Raw genomic sequence first — 25,897 nt, forward strand, 5'->3', positions numbered from 1 at the left:
TCCATGGTATACGTCGAGGCCCTGCGTTCACCACCGTGGCGGTGTGACATCCTGCCGCCGGCCGCGATCTCCCGCTATCGTCTGCTTCACCTTCGCGCTTCGAGGAGCCGTCATGTCCGCCGTCCCGTTTCGCCGTCCGCTCCTCTGGCTGCTGCTGATCGCGTGCTGTGTGCCCCTGTTTCAGGTTCAGTCCCAGGCGCAGGCCGATGATCGTGACAGCGGCGAGGCGATCGTCGGGACCCTGGGGACCATGGGTTCCGATACCATGGCGGGCCTGATGCTGCGCTGGGGCGAGGCGCTGGCGCGCCGCCATCCCGGCATCCGGCTGCAGCTGCAGGCCAGCGGCTCGGCCAGCGCGCCGCCGGCGCTGGTGGCCGGGACCACCCGGCTGGGGCCGATGTCGCGCCCCATGAGCGAGGTCGAGCGTCGCGCTTTCGTCGCCCGCCACGGCTATCCGCCCCGGGAGCTCACGGTGGCCCGGGACGCCCTCGTGGTGGTGGTGCATCGCCACAACCCGCTGGCGGGCCTGGGGCGCCGCGAGCTGGACGCCGTCTTCTCCGACACGCAGCGCTGCGGGGCGCCGGCCGCGATCCGCGACTGGCAGGCGCTGGGGCTCGACTGGCCCGAGGGGCGCATCCGCCTGCACGGCCGCAACGCGGCCTCCGGTACCCAGGCGCTGTTCCGGCGGGTCGCGCTCTGCGGCGGGCTCTTCCGCCCGGCGATCAACGAGCACCCCGGCTCGGCGGCGGTGGTGGCGGCGGTGGCCGAGGATCCGCGGGCCATCGGCTATGCCGGCCTCAACCACCTCACCCCGGGCGTGAAGGCCCTGGCCCATCGCGATGACGACGGCACGCTTCGCGCCCCCGACCCCGAGGCGGTGCGCCGCGGCGAGTACGCCCTGTCCCGCGAGCTCTATCTCTACCTCAACCTGCCTCCGGGCGAGGCGCTGCCGCCCCCCGAGCGCGCCTTCCTCGACCTGGTGCTCTCGCCCGCGGGCCAGGCCATCGTCGAGGAGCTCGGCTTCGTCGCCCTGCCCGAGGCGCAGCGACGACGCCAGCGCCGTGCGCTGTCGCTGGCGGACGGCGGCTGACGCTGTCATCCGCCTGTCATCACCCTGTCGTACTCTTTCGTTAGCCCCCGTCTTCCACAGGTCCGGTCATGCTCGACTCCCCCCCGCCGACAGCCGTGCGACGCCGCCTGCGTCAGGGGCGCGATCGCCTGGCCACCGCGCTGATCACCGCGGGGGGCATCGGCGTGATCGCCGCCCTGCTGGCCATCGGGCTCTTCCTGGCGGTGGAGGTGGTGCCGCTGTTCTGGCCGTCGGGGGAGGCGAGCGCGATCTCCCCCGAGGCGCTCTGGAGCGGCGGAGAGGCCGCCGAGGACGCCAGCCGCCATCGCTGGGCGCCCACCGCCACCCTGGCGCCGGACGAGACGCCGCGGATCAGCCTTGCGCCGCTCGCCTGGGGCACCCTGGAGGCGGCGGCCTGGGCACTCGTGATCGCCGTGCCCCTGGCGCTGGGCGCGGCGGCCCACTCGTCGCTCTTCATGTCCCGGCGCCTGCGCAGCCGCCTGAAGCCGACGCTGGAGCTGATGGAGGCGCTGCCGGGCGTGGTCGTGGGCTTCGTCGCCGGCCTGGTGCTGGCGCCCTGGGTCGAGCGGCACCTGGCGGAGGTCGCCGCCGCCCTGCTGCTGCTGGTGCCGGGGCCGCTGCTGGCCGGCGGGCTCTGGTCGCGGCTCCCCGCGCCCTGGCGCGAGGCGCTGCCGCTGGGCTGGGCCGGCCTGTGGCTGGTGCCCTGGCTGGCGCTGGTGCTGGCCGCCTCCGTGTGGCTCGCCCCCTGGCTCGAGGCCGTCGCCTTCGACGGCGACCTGCGCCGCTTCCTGGAGCTGCGCCTGGGGCTCGACATCGCCGTGCGCAACGCCCTGATCGTCGGCGCAGCGATGGGCTTCGCCGTGATGCCGAGCGTCTATGCGCTGGCCGAGGACGCCCTCTCGGGGGTGCCGTCGAGCCTCGCGGAGGGCGCCCAGGCGCTGGGGGCGACCCGCTGGCAGACCTTCTGGAAGGTGGTGCTGCCCGCGGCCTCGCCGGGGATCTTCTCGGCGGTGATGATCGGCGCCGGGCGGGCCGTGGGCGAGACCATGATCGTGCTGATGGCCAGCGGCAATGCCGCCCTGATGACCCTCAATCCCCTCGACGGCCTGCGCTCCCTGGCGGCGACCATCGCCATCGAGCTGCCGGAGGCCGGCCCCGGAGGCGTGCACTACCAGCTGCTGCTGCTGGCGGCCCTGGCGCTGTTCGTCTTCACCTTCCTGGTCAACACCCTGGCCGAGCTGGTGCGCACGCGCCTGCGCCGCCGCTATCGTCGCCTGGGAGGCGGAGCATGAGGGGAGGAGTCACGAAAACGGCCGCGTCTCGCCGGCTGCGCCTGCCCCGCGGCGAGGGGGCTGGCGCCTGGCTCTGTGCGGGCAGCGTGGCGCTCTCGCTGCTCGCCCTGCTGGCCCTGCTGGTGCTGTTGACGGTGCGCGGCCTGGGCCACTTCTGGCCCTCGCCGGTGGCACTCGTCACCCTCGAGGATGGCCGCCAGCTCGCCGGCGAAGGGGTCCGCGAGGTGCCGCTCGCCGACGGTGACGGCCTCGAGCGGCTCTATCGCACCGGCAATCGCGACCTGGACGGCGAGCGCTGGGCCTGGGTGCGGGTCTCGGCCATCGAGGCGGTCGGCTACCCCGCGGACCTGGTGGTGGTGGAGCGTCGCCGCTGGGGTCGCGCCATCGGCCACCTGGTGGCGGTCCAGGGCGCGGGGGGAGAGCGGCTCGAGGGGGAGGCCGCCTGGACGGCCCTGGAGGCGCGCCTGGCCGAGCTCGGCACCCTGCGCGACGCCCGCGACCGCCTGCGCGAGGAGGTGATCCTGCCGCTCGCCGGGCGGCGCGACGACGAGGCGGCGGCGCGCGAGCTTGAGGCCGCTCACGCCCGGCTGCGCGAACTGCAGGCGGCCATGGCGGGCGGGCGCCTCGAGCTCGCCACCGCCGACGGCGGCACCCTCACGGTGCCGCTGGCGCAGGCGCTGGGCGCCTATCGGCCCAACGCCATGTCGCCCCTCGACAGGCTCGCCGCCTGGGGCGAGGGCGTCTGGCGCTTCCTCTCCGAGGGGCCGCGGGCGGCCAACACCGCCGGCGGCGTCTGGCCGGCGATCTTCGGTACCGTGCTGATGGTCATGCTGATGTCGCTGCTGGTGACGCCCTTCGGGGTGCTGGCGGCGATCTACCTCAACGAGGTGGCCCACCAGGGACGGCTGACGCGGCTGGTGCGCATCGCCGTGCGCAATCTCGCCGGGGTGCCCTCCATCGTCTATGGCGTCTTCGGCCTCGGGGTCTTCGTCTACGGTATCGGCGGCCGCCTGGACAGCTGGTTCTTCGAGGCGGCGCTGCCCTCGCCGACCTTCGGCACTGGCGGGCTGCTGTGGGCCTCGCTGACCCTGGCGCTGCTGACCCTGCCGGTGGTGATCGTGGCCACCGAGGAGGGGCTGGCACGGATCCCCGACCAGCAGCGCGAGGGCGCCCTGGCGCTGGGCGCGACCCGGCTGGAGATGCTCTCCCGGGTGGTGCTGCCGATGGCCGCCCCGGCCATGCTCACCGGGGTGATCCTGGCCGTGGCCCGGGCCGCCGGCGAGGTGGCGCCGCTGATGCTGGTGGGGGTCGCCAAGCTGGCGCCCCAGGTGCCGGTGGACGGCGACTTTCCCTTCCTGCATCTTGAAAGGAAGTTCATGCACCTGGGCTACCACATCTTCGATGCCGCCTTCCACGGCGGCGATGTCCAGGCGGCGATGCCGCTGGTCTATGCCACGGCGCTGCTGCTGGTGCTGGTGATCCTTGTGCTTAACCTGACCGCAATATTTCTGCGGCATCATCTCAGTACGCGTCATGGGGCGCTCACGCGCCGATGAGGCCCGACGCGCGGCGCCACCCGGGAGTCTCGATGCCACTCGTGAAGGAACAGCGGTCGTCGCCCGACCCGGCGGCGATCATCGACTTTCCCCCCGAGGCCAGCAGCCTGGCCATCCGGGGGCTGAGCCTCGCCTATGGCGACAAGACCGCGCTCAGGAACCTCACGCTGAGGGTGCCGCGGCACCGCGTCACCGCCTTCATCGGCCCCTCGGGCTGCGGCAAGTCGACCCTGCTGCGGGTGCTCAACCGCCTCCATGACCTCAACGACGAGGTGGTGCGCGAGGGCGAGGTGCTGCTCGAGGGCGAGGACATCCATGCCCCCGAGGTGGCGGTGGCGGAGCTGCGGCGACGGGTGGGCATGGTGTTCCAGTCGCCCAACCCCTTCCCGATGTCGATCCACGACAACGTGGCCTTCGGGCTGCGCCTACAGGGCGGGCTCAGCAAGCGCAAGCGCGACGACATCATCGAGTGGGCGCTGCGTTCGGCGGCGCTGTGGGACGAGGTGAAGGATCGGCTGCGCGCCTCGGCCTGGTCGCTCTCCGGCGGCCAGCAGCAGCGCCTGGTGATCGCCCGCACCCTGGCGGTGGGGCCCGAGGTGCTGCTGCTCGACGAGCCGGCCTCGGCCCTCGACCCGATCTCGACGCTGAAGATCGAGGAGCTGATCCGCAACCTGAAGTCGCACCTGACCCTGGTGCTGGTCACCCACAACATGCAGCAGGCGGCGCGGGTCTCCGACTACACCGCCTTCCTGCAGCAGGGAGAGCTGGTCGAGTACGCGCCCACCGACGCCCTGTTCACCAATCCGCGCCTGGCGCGCACCGAGAACTACATCACCGGGCGCATGGCCTGACGGCCGGCCCAAGGAGAGATCCCATGGACATTACCAGCGATATCCACAGCCAGCATATCTCGCGGCAGTTCAACCAGGAGCTCGACGAGCTCAAGACCCACCTGATGGCCATGGGCGGCCTGGTCGAGAAGCAGGTCCAGGACGCCGTGGGCGCGCTGCTCGACCGCGACTCCGAGCTCGGCCAGCGGGTGGTCGACAACGACCGCGCCGTCAACGACATGCAGATCAAGATCGACGAGGAGTGCACCCAGGTGCTGGCGCGGCGTCAGCCCACTGCCTCGGACCTGCGCCTGGTGCTGGCGGTGATCCGGGCCGCCTCCGACCTGGAGCGCATCGGCGACGAGGCGAGCAAGATCGCCCGCAACGCCATCGACCTGATCGAGGCCGACAGCGGCAACCGCGGCTTCGTCGAGGTGCGCATGATCAGTGAGCACGTGCGTCGCATGGTGCGCGACGCCCTGACCTCGTTCGCGCGCCTCGACACCGAGCTGGCGCTCAAGCTGGTCCACGAGGACGACGAGGTCGACAACGAGTACGGCAGCGCCATGCGTTCGCTGATGACCTTCATGATGGAGGACGCCCGCGCGATCTCGCCGGTGCTCAGCGTGATGTGGATCCTGCGCGCCCTGGAGCGCATCGGCGACCACGCCAACAACCTGGCCGAGTACGTCGTCTACCTGGTCAAGGGGCTCGACATCCGCCATACCGATCCCGAGGACCTCGACAAGGACATCTTCGAGCGCAAGTCTTGACCTCGTCCCCCGCTTGACCCTCAATGCGCAGGCCGCCGCCCCTCGGGCGGCGGCCTTCACGTGATGATGAGGACTGTCCGGATGCTCGATGCCCTGACCGCGCTGACCCGCGGCACCCGCCTGGTCTACTCCCGCGGCCTGCGCCGCTACGTCTTCCTGCCGATACTCGTCAACCTGCTGGTCTACGGCGCCATGCTCGGCTACGTGCTGGGGAACTTCGGCGGCTGGCTCGACGGCTGGATGGCGATGGTGCCCGAGTGGCTTACCTGGCTCTCCTGGCTGATCTGGCCGCTGTTCGTGGTGAGCCTGGTGCTGATCGTCTTCTTCACCTTCACCCTGGTGACCCACCTGATCGCCGCGCCCTTCTATGGCTTTCTGGCGGCGCGGGTCGAGGTCGAGGCGACCGGGCGCCCGCCGCTGGACGACCGGGGCCTGGCGAAGACCGCCGTGGACGCCATGGGCCGCGAGCTGGTCAAGCTGGCCTACATCCTGCCGCGCATGGCGCTGCTCTTCGTGATCAGCTGGATCCCGGTGCTCAACCTGATTGCGCCGCTGCTGTGGGCGGCCTTCACGGCCTGGATCATGGCGATCACCTACCTCGACTACCCGATGGACAACAATGGGGTCAGCTTTCGCGACATGCGCGCCCGGCTCGCCGCGCGCCGCTGGCCGACCCTGACTTACGGCGGCTGGGTGACCCTGATCACCTGGCTGCCGCTGGCCAACCTCTTCCTGCTGCCCGGCGCCGTGGCCGCCGGGGTGCTGATGTGGGACCGCCACTACCGCGGCCTGGAAACCGTCGCACCGCCTCAGGCGCGCTGAGTTCCCCTAGGGCGGCGTCATGCCGGCTCGGCGAGGCGTCGCCCGGCGCTCGTGGCCGCGCTCTGGTCCACGCCTGATGAGATCGTCTGGTCCGCCTCGCGGATCTGGAAGCGGCCGATGAGGGTGTTCATCTCGCCGGTCTGATCATCCAGGGAACGGCTGGCGGCGGCGACCTGCTCCACCAGGGCGGCATTCTGCTGGGTGACCTCCTCCAGCTGGGCCATGGCCTGGTTGATCTGCTCGATGCCGGTCGACTGTTCATCGGTGGCCGCCGACATGTCCCGGACCAGGGCGTCGAGGTCGCGTACCTGCTGGGCGATGCTGTCCAGCGTATCGCTGGTGGTCTTGACCAGGGCCTCTCCGGCATCGATGCGTGCCACATTGTTGTCGATCAGCCGACGGATCCGGTCGGCTTCCTCGGCGCTGCGACTGGCCAGCTGACGCACCTCGCTTGCCACCACGGCGAAGCCACGACCATGCTCGCCGGCGCGTGCCGCTTCCACGGAGGCATTCAGGGCCAGCAGGTTGGTCTGGAAGGCGATGCCATCGATGGCGCCGACGATGTGGGTCACCTGCTGATTGGCCGCGTGGATCTGCTGCATGGCCTCTAGGGCCTGGCTGGCGACCCGGCTCGACTCGCCGGCCTCGTCGGCGACCCGGTCGGTCATGGCCTCGGCCTGGCGGGCAGTCTCGGCGGTGTGACGCACCGTGGCGGTGATCTGTTCCATGCTGGAAGCGGTCTCGACCAGCGAGGCCGATTGCTGCTCGGTGCGCTGTGCCAGGTCCTGGTTGCCCATGGCGATCTCGCCGCTGGCCACTTCCACGGACTGGGCGCCGCGACGAATGCTGCCGACCAGCCGTTCGGTCTCTTCCGAGGAGTCATTGAAGGCCAGATAGAGCGACGAGAGCTCGTCGCTGCCGGGTACCGTCAGGCGTCGGGTAAGGTCGCTGCCGCGTTGCCGGATAGCGTCCAGGTTGCGGTTCAGCGGCCCCAGTATGCTGCGCACGATCAGGCTGGAAAGTACGATGGCCAGTGCCGAGGCGAGCAGCGCGATCGCCAGGTATTGCCAGAGCTCGCGTCGCGCGGTATCGCGTCGGTCGATGGCACCGTCCAGGATCTGCTGCGACACCGCTTCCTCAACGGCCTTGAGCCCTTCGATCTTGTGGGTCTGCTGGTCGAACCACTGCTGGGGATCGACGCCGTAGCCGCCCTCGCTGCCCCGCTCCATGGCGAGCCGACGAAGTGCCTCAAGACGGCCGATCGTCGGTCCGCTGAGCGCTTGGTCGAGACGCTCGCCCAGCGCGGCGTCGGCCTGGGCGCGAAAGGCCTGGAGGAAGGCGGCCTCTTGGCCGAACATGGCCAGCAGACGACGGTATTGGACCTCCGACATGGTATCGGCGGCGAAGGCGCCGGCCAGCAGGGCGCGCTCGATACCGGCTAGGTCCTTGGCCTGCAGGAGGCTGAAGTAGCCGCCCAGCTGGCGGGTGATGGTTGCGGAGTCGGCGACATGGCTCAGGCGACCTACCATGTCCATCAAGGCGGCGTTCAGGGCGGTGTAGTGCTCCACGACGTCATCGCTTGCCACGTCCAGGGCATCGACCCGCTGGCGCTGCGTCGCGGTCTCGGCCATGCGACGGCGGATCTCGATGGCGCCCTCGGCAAGCTGCCGATCGAGGGTGGCGGGGGCCAACGCGTCGAGGCTCCCCTCGAAGTCGGCGTAGCGGGCATCGGTCGTCGGGCGCTGCGCCGCCAGGCGTTCTCCAAACCGCCGCCCGTTGCTGCCCAGATAGCCCGCGGACAAGCCACGTTCGAGCTGTAGGGCATGGACCAGCTGGCCCGCCTTGTCCGAGAGTCGCGTCAGCTGGACGAGACTGTCCATGTTGGCGGCGAGGCGCTGGCGTTCGAGGGCACCGCCGGTGGCGAACCAGGCCAGCGCCAGTAGGGGCAAAGCCAGAACCAGCCAGAATTTCCGCGAGACGGGAAGGCGATGTAGCAGGGCGATCATGGACGCGTCTCTCCAAGGGTCAGGGACGGCCACCTCCCTGAGGAAGCGGTCCGGGGCGAAGTCCCTACGTCTTACGGCGCCCTGAGGCCTGGCTTGAGTCCTGGGGCGAAGAGAGACCGCTGGAAATGACCTGCATCAAGTCAGGACACGTCAACCGCCTGAGAAGCCGGCGGTATCTGGTTATCGACCAGCCGGGTGACGGGGAAAACGCAGCGGAAGGTGGCGCCGCGGCCGGGGCGGGAGTCGATCTCCAGGCGGGCGTCGTGGCGCAGCAGCACGTGCTTGACGATGGCGAGCCCCAGGCCGGTGCCGCCGGTGGCGGTGCTTCTGCCCTTGTCGACGCGGTAGAAGCGCTCGGTGAGGCGCGGCAGGTGCACCGGGTCGATGCCCTCGCCGTCGTCCTGCACCTCCAGGCAGGCGCCGTCCCCCTGGGGCCGCCAGCGCAACACGATATGGCAGCCGTCCCCCGAGTAGCGCACGGCGTTGAAGGCGAGGTTGGAGAGCGCGCTGCGGATCTCCTTCTCGTTGCCGACCAGCGCGCCGGTCGCGGTGTCCTCCACCGAGATGACGTGGTGCCCGCCGGAGAGCGCCTCGGCATCGCGGCGCACCGCCTCGAGCAGCGCCGCCATGTCGACCGGGCCGTCGTGGCGGCCGCCCCGGTCGATCTCCAGGCGCGACAGCAGCAGCAGGTCGTCGACCAGGTTCTGCATGCGCTCGGTCTGGGCCTGCATCGACGAGAGGCCTCGGCCCAGCCGGGACGGCAGCGCGTCGGCCATGTCGGTATAGGTCTCGAGGTAGCCGGCGAGCACCGTCAAGGGCGTTCTCAGCTCGTGGGAGACGTTGGCCACGAAGTCGCGGCGCATCTGCTCCAGGCGGTGCAGGCGGGTGATGTCGCGGGCCATCACCAGGCGCTCGTCGTCGCCGTAGAGGGTGATCTGGAACTGCAGGATCCGCGACTCGTCGATGGGCGAGGCCAGGGTCAGCGGCTCACGGTAGTCGCGGCCGTGGAAGTAGTCGACGAAGCGCGGGTCGCGCAGCAGGTTGGTGATGTGCTGGCCGCGGTCCTGCTGGGGCTGGAAGCCGAGCATCTGCTCGGCGGCGCTGTTCCACCACTCCAGGTCGCCGTGGCGGTCGAGCATCACCACGCTGTCGCGCATCGCCTCCGAGGACTCCTGGATGCGCTGCAGGGTCGCGCGCAGGCGCTGCTGGGTGAGGCGCTGGCTCTTCTGGTAGCGATAGAGGCGGTCGAAGAGCTCGCCCCACAGGCCGCTGGCGGCGGGAGGTTCCTCCTGGGGGCGATGGGTCAGCCACTGGTGGAGGGCGTGGAGCTGGCGCAGGTGGAAGGCCAGGCAGGCCGCGAGGCCGACGGCGATGCCGGTCGGGACGGCGGCGAAGGGCCAGCCGAGCAGGGCGCCGGCGGCGACCAGGGCCGCCAGGCGCACGCCTTCGCGTCTCCACAGGCGACCCACGTCAGCCCTTGGCGGAGAACCGGTAGCCGGTGCCACGGACGGTCTGAATCAGCTGCTGGTGGGGCTCGCCCAGCGCCTTGCGCAGGCGGCGGATGTGCACGTCCACGGTGCGCTCCTCGACGTAGACGTTGCCGCCCCATACCTGGTCGAGCAGCTGGCCGCGGGTGTAGGCGCGCTCCTGGTGGGTCATGAAGAACTGCAGCAGGCGGTACTCGGTGGGCCCCATCTCGAGCGAGCGGCCGTCGACGCTGACCCGGTGGCTGACCGGGTCGAGCACCAGGCCGTCGATCTCCACCGCGTCCTCGACCCCCTGGGGGGTGGCGCGACGCAGCACGGCCTTGAGGCGGGCCACCAGTTCCCGCGGCGAGAAGGGCTTGGTGATGTAGTCGTCGGCCCCGGCCTCGAGCCCCTGAATCTTGTTGTCCTCCTCACCCTTGGCGGTGAGCATGATGATCGGCAGGTCGGCGGTGGCCTCGTCACGCTTGAGGCGGCGGGCCAGCTCGATGCCGCTGGTGCCGGGCATCATCCAGTCGAGCAGTACCAGGTCGGGCTGGTGATCGACCACCATGGCGTGGGCCGCCTGGGCACTGTCCGCCTCGAGGACGCGATAGTCGGCCATCTCCAGCGCCACCGCGATCATCTCGCGGATCGGCGCCTCATCGTCGACGATCAGTACGGTCTTGGCGCTCATCCCGAAGCCTCATGGTCTATGGCAGGTCGATGACGATGACAACACGTCATGATGACAATAGCGTGACAGGCCGGGGCTGTCGCCCGCTCAGCCGCCCGGGGCCGCCGGCCATAGCGAGAGCGCGATGCCGGCGAAGACCAGCAGGCCCGACCAGTGGTTGTTGAGGAAGGCCTGGAAGCAGCGCTCGCGGTCGCGCTCGCGGATCAGCCGCTGCTGGTGCACGAAGGTCGCCGCCATGGCGGCGAGCCCCAGCCAGAAGAAGCCGCCCAGCCCGAGCAGTCCCCCGGCCCAGGCCAGCAGCGCCAGGGTCAGGCCCTGCAGCAGGCCGATCATCAGCCGGTCGGCGCGGCCGAACAGCACGGCGGTGGACTTGATGCCGATCTTCAGGTCGTCGTCGCGATCGACCATGGCGTACTCGGTGTCGTAGGCCACCGTCCAGGCCACGTTGGCGGCGAACAGCAGCCAGGCCGCCGGCGGCACCGTGCCCAGCACCGCGCCGAAGGCCATGGGGATCGCCCAGGAGAAGGCCGCGCCGAGAAACGCCTGGGGCAGGTGGGTATAGCGCTTCATGAAGGGGTAGATGGCGGCCAGGGCCACGCCCACCACCGAGAGCATCACCGTGAAGAGGTTGGTGAACCAGACCAGCACGAAGGCGGCCATCACCAGGATCGCGAAGAGCCCCTGGGCCTCTCCCTCGGCGATGCGGCCGGTGGCCAGGGGGCGGTTCCGGGTGCGCTTGACGTGGCCGTCGAGGTGGCGGTCGGCGTAGTCGTTGACCACGCAGCCGGCGGCGCGCATCAGGTAGACCCCGGCGATGAAGATCAGCAGCACCCGGCGGCCGGGTAGCCCCTCGGCGGCGATCCACAGCGCCCACAGGGTAGGCCACATCAGCAGCCAGGTGCCGATGGGGCGGTCGAGGCGGGTCAGGTGCAGGAAGTCGGGCAGCCGGTCCAGGCCCCTGGGGCGCATCAGGGATCGATCCATCTGGGTCTCTCGCTTATGTAGGCGTGCCGGCAGAGCCTAGCGTGAAGGAAGCTCGAGGTCATCCGTCATGGTGGCCAGGAAGGACTCCTGGACCAGCACCGCGAAGCGCCGGTGGCGAAACACCGAGCGGCGCGCCCAGGGGCCGTCGGCGGCCTGGAAGGGCAGCGGGTCGGCGGTGACCTCCAGGGGCCCGCGCACCAGGTCGGGCTGGCGGAACAGCCAGTGGCCCAGGGAGCGCTCGCCCAGCCGGTCGAGGCGCTGGCCGTGCAGCCCGTCCAGGGGCACCACCGAGCGGGCCATGACCCAGGGGCGCTCGTCCAGGCAGAGCGCCACCTCGCGCAGCCAGGCCACGCGGCCTTGGGGCAGCCCCAGGGCCAGGGCCTCGTCGCGGCGGGGGCGTCCGAGGCGTTGGTCCAGCAGGCGTACCCGGAAGGCGCGCCGGCCCCCGGCGGCGATCAGCCGGGCGGTGAGCGAGTCGCGGGACGCCACCCAGCGCCACCAGTCGGGACTCATGGCGGGGCGTGCCGCCGCCAGGGGGCGCCAGCGTGGATCGCGTGCCGAGCCGTTGCTCACCGTGTCTCTCCGCGTCATTTTCGAGGGCGGCTAGTGTACCATGATGGGTCGACACGCTTACCCGTGACGGGCCGCCCCGGCCCCCGACTCGAGGAGTGCCATGACCGCCCCCCTGACCATCATCGGCTCCGGCATGGCGGGTCTCGGGCTGCTGCGTCAGCTGCGCCAGCTCGACCCCGCGCGACCGATGACCCTGATCACCGCCGACAGCGGCGATGACTATTCCAAGCCGCTGCTCTCCACCGGCTTCGCCAAGCGCCTGCCGCCGACGCGCCTGGCGGCCCGCTCGGCCCTCGAGGTGGCCGACGAACTCGAGGCCGTGGTGCGCCCCCACACCCGGGTCGAGGCGATCGACCCCGCGGCCCGGACCCTCAAGATCGGCGCCGAGACCCTGCCCTGGAGCGAACTGGTGCTGGCGACCGGGGCGGCGCCGGCGTGGCCCTTTCGGGTGCCTGAGGCCATTGCCGGGCGGGTCTTCAGTGTCAACGATTTGGACGACTATCGGGCCTTCCATGCGGCCCTGGAGGCGCTGGGCCGGCCCGCGCGGGTGGCGGTGATCGGCATCGGCCTCGTCGGCTGCGAGTTCGCCAACGACCTCGCCGCGGGCGGCCATGCGGTGGCGCTGGTGGCCCCGGAGCCGGCCCCCCTGCCGCGACTGATCCCCGAGGCCCTGGGCCACGCTTTGGGCGAGGCCTTCCGCGAGGCCGGCATGGCCCTTCACACCGGACGCACCCTGGCCGGCCTCGAAGCCGAGGGCGAGGGGGTCGCGGTGGGGCTCGACGACGGCGCGTCGCTCTCGGCGGACCTGGTGCTGGTGGCCACGGGGCTCAAGCCGCGCACCGCGCTGGCCGAGGCGGCCGGGCTCAGGGTCAGCCAGCGCGGCATCCACACCGACCGCCGGCTGGCCACCTCGGCGCCCGGCATCCATGCCCTGGGCGACGTGGCCTGCGTCGAGGGGATCAACGCCATGTACGTCCAGCCCCTGCTGGCCAGCGCCAAGGCCCTGGCGAAGACCCTGACCGGCACCCCCACCCCGGTGGCCTACGGGCCCTGGCCGGTGCTGGTCAAGACGCCGCTGCTGCCGGTGGTGGCGCTGCCCCCGGCCCGGGTCCCGGCGCGCTGGCGCCTCGAGGGCGAGGGGCATGACCTGACGGCGCTGGCCGAGGACGAGGAGGGCCGGCTGCTCGGCTTTGCGTTGACAGGACGCGCGGTGCGTCGGAAAGTCGAACTGGCGCGAGCCGCGCCGCCGTTGCTAGGCTAGGTGCGTCAACCACCGGGCCTCTCGCGGTCATCGGGTCGCGGCGCCAGAGGCACTGCCGAATGCGCGATGCGTTGTGCATCCCGCGGACACGATCACTGCGCCATCGTCATGTGCACGATGGAGGATGGGCGCGTGATGCGCTGACGGGTCGTATGAAATAATCATTAAGTCGGCGACGAACGCCGGCATCTCGATGCCAATACCAGGAGGGCTGTATGCGCAAGCCAGAACTCGCCGCGGCGATTGCCGAGCGTGCGGATCTATCCAAGGACAAGGCCAGCCACGTGCTCAACGTCATTCTCGACGAGATCACCGGGAGCGTGTCTCAGGGGCAGGACGTGTCGCTGATCGGCTTCGGTACCTTCACCGTGCGCGAGCGTGCCGCGCGCACCGGCAAGAATCCCCAGACCGGCCAGCCGCTGACCATCCCGGCCAGCAAGACCGTCGCCTTCAAGCCAGGCAAGGGCCTCAAGGACGCCGTCGGCAAGTAAGGCGCTGCGGCCCGCCCCACCCGCGGGCCGCGTGATACCTCCCTTTCTCCGGATCCGGAGCCGATATGAAGCTGCGACTGATGCTGTGGCTGCTCGGGCTGTTGCTCAAGCGCGCCCTGCGCCGCCAGGCGCGGTTTCGCGAGCTGCTGACCGAGCGGCGCGGGCTGGACTGGGGCATCGCCACCGAGGATCTCTCCATCGCCCGGCACTACCGCATGTCGCCGCAGGGCATCCGCACCGGACGGGGCCTGCCGGTGGATCTCGACCTGGAGCTGCGCTTCGCGGACGAGGCGACGGCGCTCCAGGTGCTCAAGACGCCCACCCAGCAGGCCTTCCTCGACGGCATGATGGCCGGCACCGTGCGCCTGGTCGGCGACTCCGGCGACCTCAAGCAGCTGCAGCGCCTGCTCAAGCACCTCTGAGGGGCGACGGCCCTGGCCGTCGCGCCTCTCGCTTCCTTTGCGCTTCCTTTCGTCTCGTCAGACCTGCCCGTAGCGACCCGCCTGCTCGCCGAGCCAGCGGCGGATCAGCGGCCGGCTGGCCTCGGGATGGCTCGCCAGCAGGGCCTCGGCCAGCGGGGCGACCCGCTCCAAGAGGTCGGCGTCGCGCTCCAGGTCGGCGATCTTCATCTGCGCGAGCCCCGTCTGGCGGGTGCCCAGCACCTCGCCGGGGCCGCGGATCTCCAGGTCCTTCTCGGCGATGCGAAAGCCGTCGGTGGTCTCGCGCATCACCGCCAGCCGTTCCCGGGAGTGCGCGGAGAGCGGCGGGTGGTAGAGCAGCACGCAGAAGCTCTCCACGGCCCCGCGTCCGACCCGGCCGCGCAGCTGGTGCAGCTGGGAGAGCCCCAGCCGCTCGGGATTCTCGATGATCATCAGGCTGGCGTTGGGCACGTCGACCCCCACCTCGATCACCGTGGTGGCGACCAGCAGGTCCAGCTCGCCGGCCTTGAAGGCCTCCATCACCTCGGCCTTCTCGGCGGGCTTCATGCGGCCGTGGACCAGGCCGATGGCGAGCTCCGGCAGCGTCTCGGTGAGCTCGTCGCGGGTCGCTTCGGCGGCCTGGCACTGCAGCGCCTCGGACTCCTCGATCAGCGTGCAGACCCAGTAGGCCTGGCGCCCCTCGGCGCAGGCGTGGCGGATGCGCGCCATCACCTCGGGGCGGCGCTCGTCGGGCATCACCACCGTCTTCACCGGGGTGCGGCCGGGCGGCAGCTCGTCGATCACCGAGACGTCGAGGTCGGCGTAGGCGCTCATCGCCAGGGTGCGCGGGATGGGGGTGGCGGTCATCACCAGCTGGTGGGGGGTGAGGCCGCCGGCCTCGCCCTTCTCGCGCAGCGCCAGGCGCTGGTGGACGCCGAAGCGGTGCTGCTCGTCGATGATGGCGAGCCCCAGGCGCTGGAAGTGCACGTCGCCCTGGAAGAGCGCGTGGGTGCCCACCACCATGCGCGCCCGGCCGTCGCCGATCGCCGCCTTGGTGTCCAGGCGTGCCTTGCCCTTGAGCTTGCCCGAGAGCCAGGCCACCTCGATGCCCAGCGGCTCGAACCAGGCGCTGAAGGTGCGGTAGTGCTGCTCGGCGAGGATCTCGGTGGGGGCCATCATCGCCGCCTGGCAGTCGGCGGCGATGGCCGAGAGCGCCGCCATGGCGGCGACCACCGTCTTGCCCGAGCCGACGTCGCCCTGCACCAGCCGCAGCATCGGCACCTGGCGTCCCAGGTCGGCGGCGAGCTCGTCGAGCACCCGGCGCTGGGCACCGGTCAGCGAGAAGGGCAGCTGGGTCAGGAAGCGGGCCTGCAGGCCGCGCCCGCCGTGCAGCGCCGGGGCGCCGTCCTCCTGGATGCGCTGGCGCACCTCCTGCAGGCTGAGCCGGTGCGCCAGCAGCTCCTCCAGGGCCAGGCGGCGCCGCGCCGGGTGCTGCCCGCCGGCCAGCTTCTCCGGGTCGGCCTCCGGCGGCGGTCGGTGCAGGGTGTCCAGGCAGTGGTGAAGCTCGGGCAGGCCGAAGCGTTGGCGCAGCGGCTCGGGAATGCCGTCCGGCAGGGCGTCGGGATCGGCGTCCAGGCGCGCCAGGGCCTGGTCGATCAGCGCCCGCAGGCGGGTCTGGTGCAGCCCCTCGGTGGCCGGGTAGATCGGCGTCAGGTGATCCTCCACCGGGGCCTCGCCGCCGCCCAGCAGGCGATATTCCGGATGGTAGAGCTCGAGCCCCGTGGCGCCGGCCCGGGCCTCGCCGAAGGCGCGCACCCGGGCCCCGGCCTGGAACTGCTGCTGCTGGGCCGGGGAGAAGTGGAAGAAGCGCAGGCTGAGGATGCCGGAGCCGTCGCGCAGGCGCACCAGCAGGCTGCGCCGCCGTCCGTGCACCACCTCGCCGGCGACCACCTCGCCCTCCACCACCGCCTCGTGGCCGGCGCTCAGGGTGGCGATGGGGGTGATGCGGGTGCGGTCCTGGTAGCGCAGCGGCAGGTGGAACAGCAGGTCGGCGACGCGCTCGATGCCGAGCCGGGCAAGCTTGCCGGCCAGCGCCTCGCCGACGCCCTTGAGGTCCGTGACGGGGGCATCGAGGCCGCTCATGCCGGGTCGAGCTCGGCCTGCCGGCAGTGCGCGATGGCGTCGGTGACGGCATCGATGGCCCGGGGCCGCGGGAAGCTGGCGCGCCAGGCGATCGCCACGGTGCGCGAGGGCGACGGGGCGGTGAAGGGCCGGCTCACCAGCATGCCGCTCTCGTAGTGCCCGGTGCCGATGGCCGAGCGCGGCAGCACGGTGATGCCGAGCTTCGAGGCCACCATGTGGCGGATGGTCTCGAGCGACCCGCCCTCGGCGGTGAGGGTGTTGGAGGGGCTGTTGAGCTGGTGACTGATCGCCGGGCAGGCCTCGAGGATCTGGTCGCGGAAGCAGTGCCCCTCGCCGAGCAGCAGCAGGCGCTCCTCCAGCAGGTCCTCCTTGTCGATGCTCTCGCGCTCGGCCCAGCGGTGGTCGGCCGGCAGCAGCACCTCGAAGGCCTCCTCGTAGAGCGGCTTGGTGACCACGTCGGTCTCGGTGAAGGGCAGTGCGATGATGATGGCGTCGAGCTCGCCGCTTCTCAGCTTGCGGCGCAGGTTGCCGGTGAAGCCCTCCTCGATGTAGAGCGGCATCTGGGGCGCCTGGCGGGAGAGCTCCGGGATCAGGTAGGGGAAGAGGTAGGGGCCGATGGTGTAGATGGCGCCGATGCGCAGCGGGCTCGCCAGCTGGTCGCGGCCGGCGGTGGCCAGCTCCTTGATCACGCTGCTCTGCTCCAGCACGCGCTGGGCCTGCTCGACGATCTTCTCCCCCATCGGGGTGACCTGCACGGTGGATTTCGAGCGCTCGAACAGCGCCACGCCGAGCTCCTCCTCGAGCTTCTTGACGGCCACCGACAGGGTCGGCTGGGAGACGAAGCAGCGCTCCGCGGCGCGTCCAAAGTGGCGTTCCTGGGCCAGTGTCACGATATAGCGGAGTTCTGTTAGAGTCATGTGGTGCCGGCAGGCATCCTCTTCTAAAGCGGGTGACGGTCTTAGGCGATCATGCCCGATCGGACGAGACACAATAATGCCAATAGGGACTTTTTATCAGGGGGTGAGGGAAAGGTGAAGACGACGACACTGATTCTCGGTTGCGGCGACATCGGCACGGCGCTGGGGCGCGAACTGCTCGAGGCGGGGCACCGCGTGATCGGGGCCCGCCGCCACCCCCAGGCGCTGGAGGGCAGCGGCCTCGAGGCGGTGGCGGTCGACCTCGCCGACCCGGCCACTATCACCGGGCTGCCCGACGCCGATACCCTGGTCTACGTGGTCAGCGCCGATCGCTTCGACGAGGAGGCCTATCGCGCCGCCTATCCCGACGGCCTGAAGGCCGTGCTCGAGGCCTTCGCCGGCCGCGATAAGCCGCCGCAGCGAGTGCTCTTCGTCTCCTCGACCAGCGTCTATGCCCAGCGCGACGGCGAGGTGGTCGACGAGACGAGCCCCGCCGAGCCCTCCGGCTTTTCCGGCACCCTGATGTGCGAGGCCGAGCAGGCGCTGCTCGACCATGAGCTGCCCGGCACGGTGGTGCGCTTCTCGGGGATCTACGGCCCCGGTCGCGACCGCCTGATCCGCCAGGTCGGCGAGGGTCGCATCGCCCCGGCCAGCCCCGTGATGTACTCCAACCGCATCCACCGCGACGACTGCGCCGGGGTGCTGGCGCACCTGATCGGCCTGTCGCTTGCCGGTGAATCGCTTGCACCGCTCTACCTCGGCAGCGACTGCGAACCCGCCCCGCTCAACGAGGTAATGGCCTGGCTCGCCAGGCAGCTCAAGGTCGAGGCCACCGAGACCATCCAATCCCCGCTGCGTCGCCGCGCCAGCAAGCGCTGCGACAACGCGCGCCTGCTCGAGAGCGGCTATCGCTTCCGCTATCCGAGCTATCGCGAGGGCTATGCCCAGGTGCTGAAGGCGGGAGGCTTCCTGCCTGCGCGGGCGTGATGCGCCGACGGCGTGTTCAGGACGACTTGTTAAGGCGGCTCGTTCAGGAGAGCGGCGAGCGCGCGAGGGTCTGGTAGCGGGCGCGGTCCTGGTCGGTGAAGGAGCGCACCAGCGCCAGCTGCCGGTAGGGCCAGGCCAGGTCCGGCGGCGACATTTCCGCTGTGTCCAGTCGGTGGGCCCGGCGCAGCAGCGTCACGTGGGGGATAAAGCCTGACGGCCGACCCGCCACGCCATGGCGCTCGAGGTCCTGCCATAGCGCGGCCTGGAGTTCCGTCAGCGCCCGGTCGGGCGTCCGGCTCCCCACCCAGACGATGCCCGGGCGGCGAAAGCTCCCCCAGGCGTCCAGGCGCCACTCCCCCTCGGGGATCGGTCGCTCCTCCACCCAGCGCGCAAGCGCCTCGGCCTGCGCCGTCGGGCGCTCGCCGAGGAAGGCGAGGGTCAGGTGCAGGCTGTCGTCGGGGACGCGGCGCCCGCCCAAGCGGGCGTGGGCCCGCTCGGCGAGCTCAGCGAGCCGCCGGCGCAGGGCCGGCGGCGGGATCAGGGCCAGGAAGAGGCGCATGCCGGGTGGCAGACGGCTTCGGTCAGTCGCCGATGACCATCACGGCTTCGGCCTCGACCAGGGCGCCCTTCGGCAGCGCCTTCACGCCCACCGCGGCCCGCGCCGGGAAGGGCGCCTTGAAGAATTCCTCCATCACCTGGTTGACCACTGCGAACTGGCCCAGGTCGACCAGGTAGAGGTTGACCTTGACCACGTCCTGCAGGGTGCCGGCGGCCTCCTCGCAGACGGCCTTGAGGTTGGTGAAGACCTGGCGCGCCTGGGCCTCGAAGTCGTCGGAGACGATCTCCATGCTGGTCGGGTCCAGGGGGATCTGGCCGGAGATGTAGACGGTGTTGCCGGCCTTGATGGCCTGGGAGTAGGGGCCGATGGCGGCGGGCGCCTGGTCGGTGTTGATCACGGCCTTGTTGCTCATGGTAGTGCTCCTCATGACGTTGTTGGTGTTCTACGGATCGAGAAAAGCAACGCCTCGCCCGCCGCCGTCGGCGACGGGTGGGGCGCTGCGGGATCAGTTGCCGAGTCGGGTGATGCGGCCCACGTGGGAGAGGTTGCGCAGGCGCTTGATGATGCGCGCCAGGTGAACGCGATTGCGCACCGACAGGATCAGGTTGACGATCGACAGCCGCGCGTCGCGCTCCTCGATGTCGATGCGCTCGATGTTGGCGCCGGCGTCGGTGATCAGGGCGGCGAGCTCCGCCACCAGTCCCCGGCGGCTCTCCATCTCCAGGCGCAGCGCCGCGGGGAAGTCCTCGTCGATGTCGGGGGACCACTCCAGGGCGAACAGCTTGTCGGGGTCGTCCTTCAGGTCGCCCAGGTTGCGGCACTCGGCGCGGTGCACGACGATGCCCTTGCCCGCCGAGAGATGGCCAAGCACCGGGTCGCCGGGCAGCGGCCGGCAGCAGCGGGCGAACTTGATCACCATGCCCTCCGCCCCGCTGATCAGGATCGGCTGATGGGGGGCCGACGGCTCCGTGGTGGGAGCGCCGGATGCGTCGGGCTCGCCCTGCAGCAGGCCGACCAGCCGGCGGGCGACCACGTGGGCGACCCGGGAGCCGAGCCCGATGGACTCCAGCAGCGGCGTCTCGCTCCTCAGCGAATGCTCCTCGAGCAGGCGGTCGAGCACGCCTTCGGGCAGCTCCTCCAGGCTGGTCTCGAAGGGGGCCAGGGCCTTGTTGAGCAGGCGGCGGCCGAGCTGGACCGCCTCGGTCTGCTGCTGGTGCTTGAGGGCGTGGCGGATCGCCGAGCGCGCCTTGGCGGTGATCACGAAATTGAGCCAGGCGAGGTTCGGGCGCGCGCCGGGGGCGGTGATGATCTCCAGGGTCTGGCCGCTCTCGAGCCGGGTGGAGAGCGGGGCCAGGTGGCGGTCGATGCGACAGGCGATGCAGCTGTTGCCGATGTCGGTGTGCACGCTGTAGGCGAAGTCGATCACCGTGGCGCCCTGGGGCAGCTCCATGATGTCGCCCTTGGGCGTGAACACGTAGATATCGTCGGGGAAGAGGTCGTTCTTGACGTGCTCGATGAACTCCAGCGAGTCCCCGGCGTGGCGCTGCATCTCGAGCAGGCCCTTGACCCAGGCCCGGGCCCGGGCGTGGCTGCCCTGGGCGATGGGGTGGTCGGTCTGGCCGGCCTTGTAGAGCCAGTGGGCGGCGACGCCGTTGTTGGCCAGGGCCTCCATCTCGCGGGTGCGGATCTGCACCTCGATGGGCATGCCCCCGCGGCCGAACAGGGTGGTGTGCAGGCTCTGGTAGCCGTTGGCCTTGGGGATGGCGATGTAGTCCTTGAAGCGTCCCGGCACCGGCTTGTAGAGGTTGTGCACCACGCCGAGGATGCGATAGCAGCTGTCGACGTCCTCTGTGATGATGCGAAAGCCGAAGACGTCCATGATCTCGGCAAAGGACTTCCGCTGGTCGCGCATCTTGCGATAGATCGACAGCAGGTGCTTCTGGCGGCCGATCACCGTGCCGGTCAGCCCCTCGTCGTCGAGGCTCTGCTGCAGGCTGGTCTGCAGCTGGCGGATCGTCGAGCGGCGATGGCCGCGGGCGCTGGAGACGGCGCGCTTGATGCGCTCGGCGCGCATCGGGTAGAGGGCCTGGAAGGAGAGGTCCTCGAGCTCGACGCGGATGGTGTTGATGCCCAGCCGGCTGGCGATGCGGGCGTAGATCTCCAGGGTCTCGCGGGCGATGCGGCGCTTCTTCTCGGGGCGCAGGGCGCCGAGGGTGCGCATGTTGTGCAGCCGGTCGGCGAGCTTGACGATGATCACCCGGATGTCGCGGGACATCGCCAGCACCATCTTCTGGAAGTTCTCCGCCTGGGCGACCGCCTTGTCCTCGAAGGTGATCTGGGTCAGCTTGGAGACGCCGTCGACCAGCTCGGCGACCGGCTCGCCGAACTGCCGGGCCAGCGCCGGCTTGGCGACGCCGGTGTCCTCGATCACGTCATGCAGCATGGCGGCCATCAGGCTCTGGTGGTCCATGTGCATGTTGGCGAGGATGTTGGCGACCGCCAGGGGGTGGGTCACATAGGGCTCGCCGGAGCGACGCCGCTGGCCGTCGTGGGCCTGTTCGGCATAGTAGAAGGCACGCCTGACCTGCTGGATCTCGTCCTTGGGAAGATAGCCGCCGAGTCGATCGGCCAGGTCATCGATGGTGAACATGCGGCGCGCCCTGAATGCTGCGTGATGGCTCTGCGGACAGAGGGAAAGCGCTCCTGCGCCGGCGGGGCAGGATCACTCCTCGGGGTGGCTGCCCGGCTCGAACTCGGGGCGCACGCGCACCGGTGCGGCCTCGACCGGCTCGTCGAGCACACTGGCGTCGACCTTGCCGGCGGCGATCTCGCGCAGCGCCATCACGGTGGGCTTGTCGTTCTCCCAGGGCAGCAGGGCGTCGCGGGAGCCGCGGGCCAGCTGGCGGGCACGGTGAGTGGAGATCATCACCAGCTTGAAGCGGTTTTCGACGTTTTCGAGACAGTCTTCGACGGTGACACGTGCCATGGATGCCTTCCTGAAATGTAAGAATAAGGTACCGACGGGCAATTCCCGGGCAGCGCGGAAGCGCCCCGGGACATCCACCGACAGCTAGACCGGATAGATTACTCGACGCCCGGTTGCCCTGACAAGCGCCTCGGCCGGGGCCCGGATGCCCCGCGACGGGGCGTGGGCTCAGTCCAGCAGGGCCGCCAGCAGCGGGGCATGGTGCTCGCTGACCCGCTCGAGGGTCAGGCGCCGGGCGATCACCAGCGACTGCAGCTCGCGCAGGGCCGTGGTGAAGTCGTCGTTGATCACCAGGTAGTCGTACTCGTCGTGGTGGGACATCTCGTCCACCGCGTCGCGCATGCGCCGTGCGATCACCGCGTGCTCGTCGGTGCCGCGGCCGGCGAGGCGGCGCTCCAGCTCCTCCCGGGAGGGGGGCAGGATGAACACCGAGACGGCGTCGGGGAGCTGCGCGCGCACCTGGCGGGCGCCCTGCCAGTCGATCTCCAGGATCACGTCCTGGCCGGCGGCGAGCATCGCCTGTACGGCGCTGCGCGAGGTGCCGTAGTAGTTGTCGAAGACCCGGGCGTACTCGAAGAAGTCGCCCTGCTCGACCATCGCCTCGAAGGTCGGCACGTCCACGAAGTGGTAGTTGACGCCGTCGACCTCGCCCTCGCGGCGCTCGCGGGTGGTATGCGAGACCGAGACCTGGATGCCGTCGAGGCTTTCGATCAGTTCGCGCACCAGGCTGGTCTTGCCGGCGCCGGAGGGAGCGGAAACGATGAAGAGCGTACCTTGGGCCATGAGCGAGGGTCTCTGACGGTGGAACGACGCCTGGGCGGCGACTGAAAAGGCGAAGTATCGCACACAATGGCGCCGCGTCTGTAGCCGCCGGGGCGTGTTCGGCCCGGTGAGCGCGACGGCGTCCGCTCGCCGCTCCCTTATTTGCCACGAGTGACGCGCACCGCGCCCTGCTCTGGAATAATGGCGCCCCCTTGCGCGCCGCCCGACGGCGGCGCCGTCACCGTTCCAGGGAGCGCGGCATGCCAACGGACGCTTTTCGTCCCCGATCAACCCCCCGCCTGGCCGAGACGGCCCTGGCGCTGGGGGGCTTCGCCATCGGCACCACCGAGTTCGTGATCATGGGCCTGATGTCGCGCATCGCCGAGGACTACGGCATCGCGGTGCAGGAGGTGGGCCTCGCCATCAGTGCCTATGCCCTGGGGGTGGTGGTCGGGGCGCCGCTGATCTCGGCGATCGGCGCACGGATTCCCCGCCGCAGGCTGCTGATCGGCCTGATGGTGTGGTTCGCCGCCGGCAACCTGCTGACCCTGCTGGCGCCCTCCTTTCACGGCTTCGTCGCCCTGCGCTTCATCGCCGGCCTGCCCCACGGGGTCTATCTGGGCGTGGCGGCGCTGGTGGCTGCCAACGTAGCCGAGCCCCACGAGCGGGGCCGCGCCGTCGGCCGGGTGCTGGCGGGCCTGACCCTGGCGATCCTGGCCGGAGCGCCCCTGGCCACTTGGATCGGCGGCCTCGCGGGCTGGAAGACGGCCTTCGTGCTGGTGGGGGCCCTGGGCCTTGCCACCGCGCTGCTGGTGCGGCTGTGGGTGCCGGTGCAGCCGCCGAACGAGGGCGCTTCGCTGCGCTCGGAACTCTCGGCGATCACCCGGCCCCGGGTGCTCTATACCCTGGCCGTGGCCTGCATCGGCTTCGCCGGCATGTTCAGCGTCTTCAGCTACGCGATGCCGACCCTAGCCCATCAGGCCGGCATGCCCGAGGCGCTGGGGCCGCTGGTGCTGGCGATCTTCGGGGTCGGTTCGGTGCTCGGCAACCTGGCCGGCGGGCGGCTCGCCGACGCCAACCAGCGCAGGGCCATCGCCGGCGTGCTGGTCTGGGCCGCGCTGGTGCAGCTGGGCTTCTTCCTGGCCGCCGATCGGGTCTGGAGCGGGCTGCTGTTCGTCGGCCTGGTGGGCACCTGCGGGGCCCTGGTGCCGCCGCTGCAGACCCGGCTGATGGACGTGGCTGGCGATGCCCAGACCATGGCCGCGACCTTGAACCACGCCGCCTTCAACATCGCCAACGGCCTCGGCGCCTGGCTCGGCGGCGTCGCGGTGACCGTCGGCCTCGGCTGGTCGGCCACGGGCCTCGTAGGCATGGCCATGGCGCTCGGGGGCCTGGTGATCTTCCTGATTGCCCTGGCGCGGGAGCGCGCGATGCCGGGCTGAGGGGCGCGGCGCTACTCGATGTTCTGGATCTGCTCGCGCATCTGCTCGATCAGCACCTTGAGCTCGACGGCGCAGCGGGTGGTCTCGGCGACCACCGACTTCGACGACAGGGTGTTGGCCTCGCGATTGAGCTCCTGCATCAGGAAGTCCAGGCGGCGCCCCACCGGGCCGGGCTGGCCGAGCTGGCGCGTCACCTCGGCGACGTGGGTGGCGAGGCGGTCGAGCTCCTCGTCGACGTCGGCCTTCTGGGCGAGCAGCGCGAGCTCGGCCTCGAGGCGCTGGGGATCGAGCTCGGCGCGCACGCTCGCGAGCCGCTCCAGCAGCTGGGCCCGCTGGCGCTCGAGGATGCGCGGCATCAGCCGGCGCACCTCGGCGACCTGGGCATCGATCGCGGTGAGGCGCTCGCGGATCAGCGCGGCGAGCTTCTCGCCCTCCCGGACGCGGCCGGCGATCAGGTCGTCCAGAGCGGTCTGGAAGAGCGCCAGGGCCTGCTCCTTGATGGCCGCCAGGTCCGGGTCGCGTCGCTCGAGCACGCCGGGGTGATCGAGCAGGCGCAGGGCATCGGGCATGGCGGCACCGGGCACGCGCTGGCATACCTCCTCCAGGGTGGCGGCCAGGGCCGCCAGTCGCGCCCGGTCGACGCTCGGCTCGGCCTCGTCGCCGGCCGGCTCGAAGCGCAGGGTGCACTCGACCTTGCCGCGGGCCAGGCGCGTGCGCAGCGCCTCACGAAAGGCCGGCTCCAGGTCGCGCAGCGCCTCTGGCAGGCGGAAGTGGGGCTCCAGGTAGCGCTGGTTGACCGAGCGCAGCTCGAGCTGTAGGCGGCCGGCCTCGCCGTCGTGCTCCTGGCGTGAAAAGGCGGTCATGCTGTGGACCATGGTGCCTCCCGGTGACGCGTGGTGTGAGGGGCCCGCAGTGTACCCGATTCCCCGGCCACACCGTGTAGACCAGAGCGTGTAGAATGGCCGCCATTCCACGGGTGTCTTCCCGTCATCTTTCCCGATTCAAGAGAGCTGCCATGACCTCGGAGATCCGGCGTCCCAGCGGACGCGCCGCCGACCAGTCCCGCGACATCCGCCTGACCCGTGACTACACCCGCCACGCCGAGGGCTCGGTGCTGGTGGAGTTCGGCGACACCAAGGTGCTGTGCAACGCCAGCGTCGAGGCCGGGGTGCCGCGCTGGCTGCGCGGCAAGAAACAGGGCTGGGTGACCGCCGAATACGGGATGCTGCCCCGCGCCACCCATACCCGAGGCGGCCGCGAGGCAACCCGCGGCAAGCAGGGTGGCCGCACCCTGGAGATCCAGCGGCTGATCGGCCGCTCGCTGCGCGCGGCGGTGAACCTCAAGAAGCTCGGTGAATACACCATCACCGTCGACTGCGACGTCATCCAGGCCGACGGCGGCACCCGCACTGCCTCCATCACCGGTGGCTGCGTGGCGCTGATCGACGCCATCCGCTACCTGCAGCGCGAGAAGCTGATCAAGGGCGACCCCTTCCACCAGCTGGTCGGCTCGATTTCGGTGGGGCTCTACAAGGGCATGCCGGTGGTCGACCTGGACTACCCCGAGGACTCGAGCGCCGACACCGACATGAACGTGGTGATGGCCGAGGGCGGCGAGCTGATCGAGGTGCAGGGCACCGCCGAGGCCGGCACCTTCAGCCGTGCCGAGCTCAACGCCATGCTCGACCTGGCCGAGAAGGCCGGCGCCGAGCTGTTCGCCCACCAGCGCGAGGCGCTGGGCATCCGCGGCTGAGTGGCATATTCGCTGTAGGAATGTGCCGACGACAGGCTGAAGGAGGTCCTGCGCCAGGGGTGAGGAGCGCTGCTACGAACGGGCTGGCCATG

25 protein-coding genes are annotated in these 25,897 nt (G+C 70.7%); 12 read left to right on the forward strand and 13 right to left on the reverse strand.

The genetic code is table 11. The annotated features are described in order from the left end of the window. The first annotated feature begins 112 nt into the window (after positions 1-112). From C9F13_RS10555 to cysZ, 6 genes are all read left to right on the forward strand, one after another. The gene (locus C9F13_RS10555; protein ID WP_108446225.1) at positions 113-1,090 is read left to right on the forward strand and encodes a phosphate ABC transporter substrate-binding protein; all 978 of its coding nucleotides are present in this window, start codon (positions 113-115) and stop codon (positions 1,088-1,090) included. 68 nt (positions 1,091-1,158) lie between these two features. Beyond that, on the forward strand, positions 1,159-2,382 hold the full coding sequence (locus C9F13_RS10560) for an ABC transporter permease subunit (protein WP_108446226.1): 1,224 nt from the start codon (positions 1,159-1,161) through the stop codon (positions 2,380-2,382). Then, on the forward strand, positions 2,379-3,938 hold the full coding sequence (gene pstA, locus C9F13_RS10565) for a phosphate ABC transporter permease PstA (protein WP_108446227.1): 1,560 nt from the start codon (positions 2,379-2,381) through the stop codon (positions 3,936-3,938). Before C9F13_RS10560 ends, pstA begins: the two co-directional genes overlap by 4 nt. A gap of 32 nt (positions 3,939-3,970) precedes the next feature. After that, the gene (gene pstB, locus C9F13_RS10570; RefSeq protein WP_211310946.1) at positions 3,971-4,789 is read left to right on the forward strand and encodes a phosphate ABC transporter ATP-binding protein PstB; all 819 of its coding nucleotides are present in this window, start codon (positions 3,971-3,973) and stop codon (positions 4,787-4,789) included. A 23-nt stretch (positions 4,790-4,812) separates the two neighbouring features. Next, the gene (gene phoU / locus C9F13_RS10575) at positions 4,813-5,541 is read left to right on the forward strand and encodes a phosphate signaling complex protein PhoU (protein ID WP_108446229.1); all 729 of its coding nucleotides are present in this window, start codon (positions 4,813-4,815) and stop codon (positions 5,539-5,541) included. Between the two features lie 81 nt (positions 5,542-5,622). Next, positions 5,623-6,363: a sulfate transporter CysZ gene (cysZ, locus tag C9F13_RS10580; protein ID WP_108446230.1), complete on the forward strand. Its 741-nt coding sequence runs from the start codon at positions 5,623-5,625 to the stop codon at positions 6,361-6,363. 17 nt (positions 6,364-6,380) lie between these two features. Here the strand turns inward: cysZ and C9F13_RS10585 are convergent, their stop codons facing one another. The 5 genes from C9F13_RS10585 to C9F13_RS10605 all read right to left on the reverse strand — a co-directional run bounded on the left by C9F13_RS10585 (position 6,381) and on the right by C9F13_RS10605 (position 12,026). Beyond that, positions 6,381-8,369, reverse strand: coding sequence for a methyl-accepting chemotaxis protein (locus tag C9F13_RS10585; RefSeq protein ID WP_108446231.1), 1,989 nt, complete (start codon positions 8,367-8,369; stop codon positions 6,381-6,383). A 140-nt stretch (positions 8,370-8,509) separates the two neighbouring features. Further along, a complete protein-coding gene (phoR, locus tag C9F13_RS10590; RefSeq protein ID WP_108446232.1) occupies positions 8,510-9,838 on the reverse strand; it encodes a phosphate regulon sensor histidine kinase PhoR in 1,329 nt (442 codons plus the stop codon). 1 nt (position 9,839) lies between these two features. Continuing rightward, the gene (phoB, locus tag C9F13_RS10595) at positions 9,840-10,529 is read right to left on the reverse strand and encodes a phosphate regulon transcriptional regulator PhoB (RefSeq protein WP_108446233.1); all 690 of its coding nucleotides are present in this window, start codon (positions 10,527-10,529) and stop codon (positions 9,840-9,842) included. A gap of 87 nt (positions 10,530-10,616) precedes the next feature. After that, the gene (gene ubiA / locus C9F13_RS10600) at positions 10,617-11,513 is read right to left on the reverse strand and encodes a 4-hydroxybenzoate octaprenyltransferase (RefSeq protein ID WP_108446234.1); all 897 of its coding nucleotides are present in this window, start codon (positions 11,511-11,513) and stop codon (positions 10,617-10,619) included. Positions 11,514-11,549: 36 nt separating this feature from the next. Beyond that, positions 11,550-12,026 (reverse strand): chorismate--pyruvate lyase family protein, encoded by a 477-nt coding sequence (locus C9F13_RS10605; RefSeq protein ID WP_108446434.1) that lies wholly within the window; start codon positions 12,024-12,026, stop codon positions 11,550-11,552. A 160-nt stretch (positions 12,027-12,186) separates the two neighbouring features. Between C9F13_RS10605 and C9F13_RS10610 the strand changes: the two genes are divergently transcribed. The 3 genes from C9F13_RS10610 (at position 12,187) to C9F13_RS10620 (ending at position 14,260) form a co-directional block, all read left to right on the forward strand. Next, the gene (locus C9F13_RS10610) at positions 12,187-13,347 is read left to right on the forward strand and encodes an FAD-dependent oxidoreductase (RefSeq protein WP_108446235.1); all 1,161 of its coding nucleotides are present in this window, start codon (positions 12,187-12,189) and stop codon (positions 13,345-13,347) included. Between the two features lie 215 nt (positions 13,348-13,562). Beyond that, positions 13,563-13,838 carry an HU family DNA-binding protein gene (locus C9F13_RS10615; RefSeq protein ID WP_108446236.1) on the forward strand — a complete coding sequence of 92 codons (276 nt, stop codon included), beginning with the start codon at positions 13,563-13,565 and terminating at the stop codon, positions 13,836-13,838. A gap of 65 nt (positions 13,839-13,903) precedes the next feature. Beyond that, entirely contained in the window at positions 13,904-14,260 is a 357-nt protein-coding gene (locus C9F13_RS10620; RefSeq protein ID WP_108446237.1) for a hypothetical protein, read from the forward strand. Positions 14,261-14,317: 57 nt separating this feature from the next. Here C9F13_RS10620 and recG read toward each other — a convergent pair whose 3' ends face one another. Then, positions 14,318-16,399, reverse strand: coding sequence for an ATP-dependent DNA helicase RecG (gene recG, locus C9F13_RS10625; protein ID WP_108446238.1), 2,082 nt, complete (start codon positions 16,397-16,399; stop codon positions 14,318-14,320). Further along, positions 16,396-17,316 carry a hydrogen peroxide-inducible genes activator gene (locus C9F13_RS10630; RefSeq protein ID WP_108446239.1) on the reverse strand — a complete coding sequence of 307 codons (921 nt, stop codon included), beginning with the start codon at positions 17,314-17,316 and terminating at the stop codon, positions 16,396-16,398. Before C9F13_RS10630 ends, recG begins: the two co-directional genes overlap by 4 nt. A gap of 114 nt (positions 17,317-17,430) precedes the next feature. Here C9F13_RS10630 and C9F13_RS10635 point away from each other — a divergent pair, with 114 nt between their 5' ends. Then, positions 17,431-18,303 carry an SDR family oxidoreductase gene (locus C9F13_RS10635; protein WP_108446240.1) on the forward strand — a complete coding sequence of 291 codons (873 nt, stop codon included), beginning with the start codon at positions 17,431-17,433 and terminating at the stop codon, positions 18,301-18,303. A 43-nt stretch (positions 18,304-18,346) separates the two neighbouring features. Here the strand turns inward: C9F13_RS10635 and thpR are convergent, their stop codons facing one another. The 5 genes from thpR to gmk form a co-directional block, all read right to left on the reverse strand. After that, a complete protein-coding gene (gene thpR, locus C9F13_RS10640) occupies positions 18,347-18,862 on the reverse strand; it encodes an RNA 2',3'-cyclic phosphodiesterase (RefSeq protein ID WP_108446241.1) in 516 nt (171 codons plus the stop codon). Positions 18,863-18,884: 22 nt separating this feature from the next. Next, positions 18,885-19,274: a RidA family protein gene (locus tag C9F13_RS10645; protein ID WP_108446242.1), complete on the reverse strand. Its 390-nt coding sequence runs from the start codon at positions 19,272-19,274 to the stop codon at positions 18,885-18,887. Positions 19,275-19,367: 93 nt separating this feature from the next. After that, positions 19,368-21,512, reverse strand: coding sequence for a RelA/SpoT family protein (locus C9F13_RS10650; protein ID WP_108446243.1), 2,145 nt, complete (start codon positions 21,510-21,512; stop codon positions 19,368-19,370). A gap of 72 nt (positions 21,513-21,584) precedes the next feature. After that, on the reverse strand, positions 21,585-21,848 hold the full coding sequence (rpoZ, locus tag C9F13_RS10655; RefSeq protein WP_108446244.1) for a DNA-directed RNA polymerase subunit omega: 264 nt from the start codon (positions 21,846-21,848) through the stop codon (positions 21,585-21,587). A 168-nt stretch (positions 21,849-22,016) separates the two neighbouring features. After that, positions 22,017-22,631 (reverse strand): guanylate kinase, encoded by a 615-nt coding sequence (gene gmk, locus C9F13_RS10660; protein ID WP_108446245.1) that lies wholly within the window; start codon positions 22,629-22,631, stop codon positions 22,017-22,019. 239 nt (positions 22,632-22,870) lie between these two features. On the opposite strand from gmk, the gene C9F13_RS10665 reads away from it, so the two are divergent. Continuing rightward, on the forward strand, positions 22,871-24,052 hold the full coding sequence (locus tag C9F13_RS10665) for an MFS transporter (protein ID WP_108446246.1): 1,182 nt from the start codon (positions 22,871-22,873) through the stop codon (positions 24,050-24,052). Between the two features lie 11 nt (positions 24,053-24,063). On the opposite strand, the gene C9F13_RS10670 is transcribed toward C9F13_RS10665, so the two are convergent. Beyond that, complete coding sequence (locus C9F13_RS10670) at positions 24,064-24,927, reverse strand: YicC/YloC family endoribonuclease (protein ID WP_108446247.1); 864 nt, start codon at positions 24,925-24,927, stop codon at positions 24,064-24,066. A 140-nt stretch (positions 24,928-25,067) separates the two neighbouring features. Between C9F13_RS10670 and rph the strand changes: the two genes are divergently transcribed. Continuing rightward, the gene (rph, locus tag C9F13_RS10675; protein WP_108446248.1) at positions 25,068-25,805 is read left to right on the forward strand and encodes a ribonuclease PH; all 738 of its coding nucleotides are present in this window, start codon (positions 25,068-25,070) and stop codon (positions 25,803-25,805) included. Positions 25,806-25,897 lie beyond the last annotated feature (92 nt).

The organism is Halomonas denitrificans (genome assembly GCF_003056305.1).
In the GTDB taxonomy this organism is placed as follows: domain Bacteria; phylum Pseudomonadota; class Gammaproteobacteria; order Pseudomonadales; family Halomonadaceae; genus Halomonas; species Halomonas denitrificans.

Coding starts and splice junctions, on each gene's coding strand:
- C9F13_RS10610 (WP_108446235.1), top strand. CDS start 12,187: ATGACCGCCCCCCTGACCATCATCGGCTCCGGCATGGCGGGTCTCGGG.
- C9F13_RS10665 (WP_108446246.1), top strand. CDS start 22,871: ATGCCAACGGACGCTTTTCGTCCCCGATCAACCCCCCGCCTGGCCGAG.
- pstB (WP_211310946.1), top strand. CDS start 3,971: ATGCCACTCGTGAAGGAACAGCGGTCGTCGCCCGACCCGGCGGCGATC.
- C9F13_RS10555 (WP_108446225.1), top strand. CDS start 113: ATGTCCGCCGTCCCGTTTCGCCGTCCGCTCCTCTGGCTGCTGCTGATC.
- C9F13_RS10605 (WP_108446434.1), bottom strand. CDS start 12,026: ATGAGTCCCGACTGGTGGCGCTGGGTGGCGTCCCGCGACTCGCTCACC.
- phoB (WP_108446233.1), bottom strand. CDS start 10,529: ATGAGCGCCAAGACCGTACTGATCGTCGACGATGAGGCGCCGATCCGC.
- C9F13_RS10615 (WP_108446236.1), top strand. CDS start 13,563: ATGCGCAAGCCAGAACTCGCCGCGGCGATTGCCGAGCGTGCGGATCTA.
- C9F13_RS10560 (WP_108446226.1), top strand. CDS start 1,159: ATGCTCGACTCCCCCCCGCCGACAGCCGTGCGACGCCGCCTGCGTCAG.
- rpoZ (WP_108446244.1), bottom strand. CDS start 21,848: ATGGCACGTGTCACCGTCGAAGACTGTCTCGAAAACGTCGAAAACCGC.
- rph (WP_108446248.1), top strand. CDS start 25,068: ATGACCTCGGAGATCCGGCGTCCCAGCGGACGCGCCGCCGACCAGTCC.
- recG (WP_108446238.1), bottom strand. CDS start 16,399: ATGAGCGGCCTCGATGCCCCCGTCACGGACCTCAAGGGCGTCGGCGAG.
- thpR (WP_108446241.1), bottom strand. CDS start 18,862: ATGCGCCTCTTCCTGGCCCTGATCCCGCCGCCGGCCCTGCGCCGGCGG.
- phoU (WP_108446229.1), top strand. CDS start 4,813: ATGGACATTACCAGCGATATCCACAGCCAGCATATCTCGCGGCAGTTC.
- C9F13_RS10585 (WP_108446231.1), bottom strand. CDS start 8,369: ATGATCGCCCTGCTACATCGCCTTCCCGTCTCGCGGAAATTCTGGCTG.
- pstA (WP_108446227.1), top strand. CDS start 2,379: ATGAGGGGAGGAGTCACGAAAACGGCCGCGTCTCGCCGGCTGCGCCTG.
- C9F13_RS10620 (WP_108446237.1), top strand. CDS start 13,904: ATGAAGCTGCGACTGATGCTGTGGCTGCTCGGGCTGTTGCTCAAGCGC.
- C9F13_RS10645 (WP_108446242.1), bottom strand. CDS start 19,274: ATGAGCAACAAGGCCGTGATCAACACCGACCAGGCGCCCGCCGCCATC.
- cysZ (WP_108446230.1), top strand. CDS start 5,623: ATGCTCGATGCCCTGACCGCGCTGACCCGCGGCACCCGCCTGGTCTAC.
- C9F13_RS10630 (WP_108446239.1), bottom strand. CDS start 17,316: ATGACTCTAACAGAACTCCGCTATATCGTGACACTGGCCCAGGAACGC.
- gmk (WP_108446245.1), bottom strand. CDS start 22,631: ATGGCCCAAGGTACGCTCTTCATCGTTTCCGCTCCCTCCGGCGCCGGC.
- C9F13_RS10670 (WP_108446247.1), bottom strand. CDS start 24,927: ATGGTCCACAGCATGACCGCCTTTTCACGCCAGGAGCACGACGGCGAG.
- C9F13_RS10650 (WP_108446243.1), bottom strand. CDS start 21,512: ATGTTCACCATCGATGACCTGGCCGATCGACTCGGCGGCTATCTTCCC.
- ubiA (WP_108446234.1), bottom strand. CDS start 11,513: ATGGATCGATCCCTGATGCGCCCCAGGGGCCTGGACCGGCTGCCCGAC.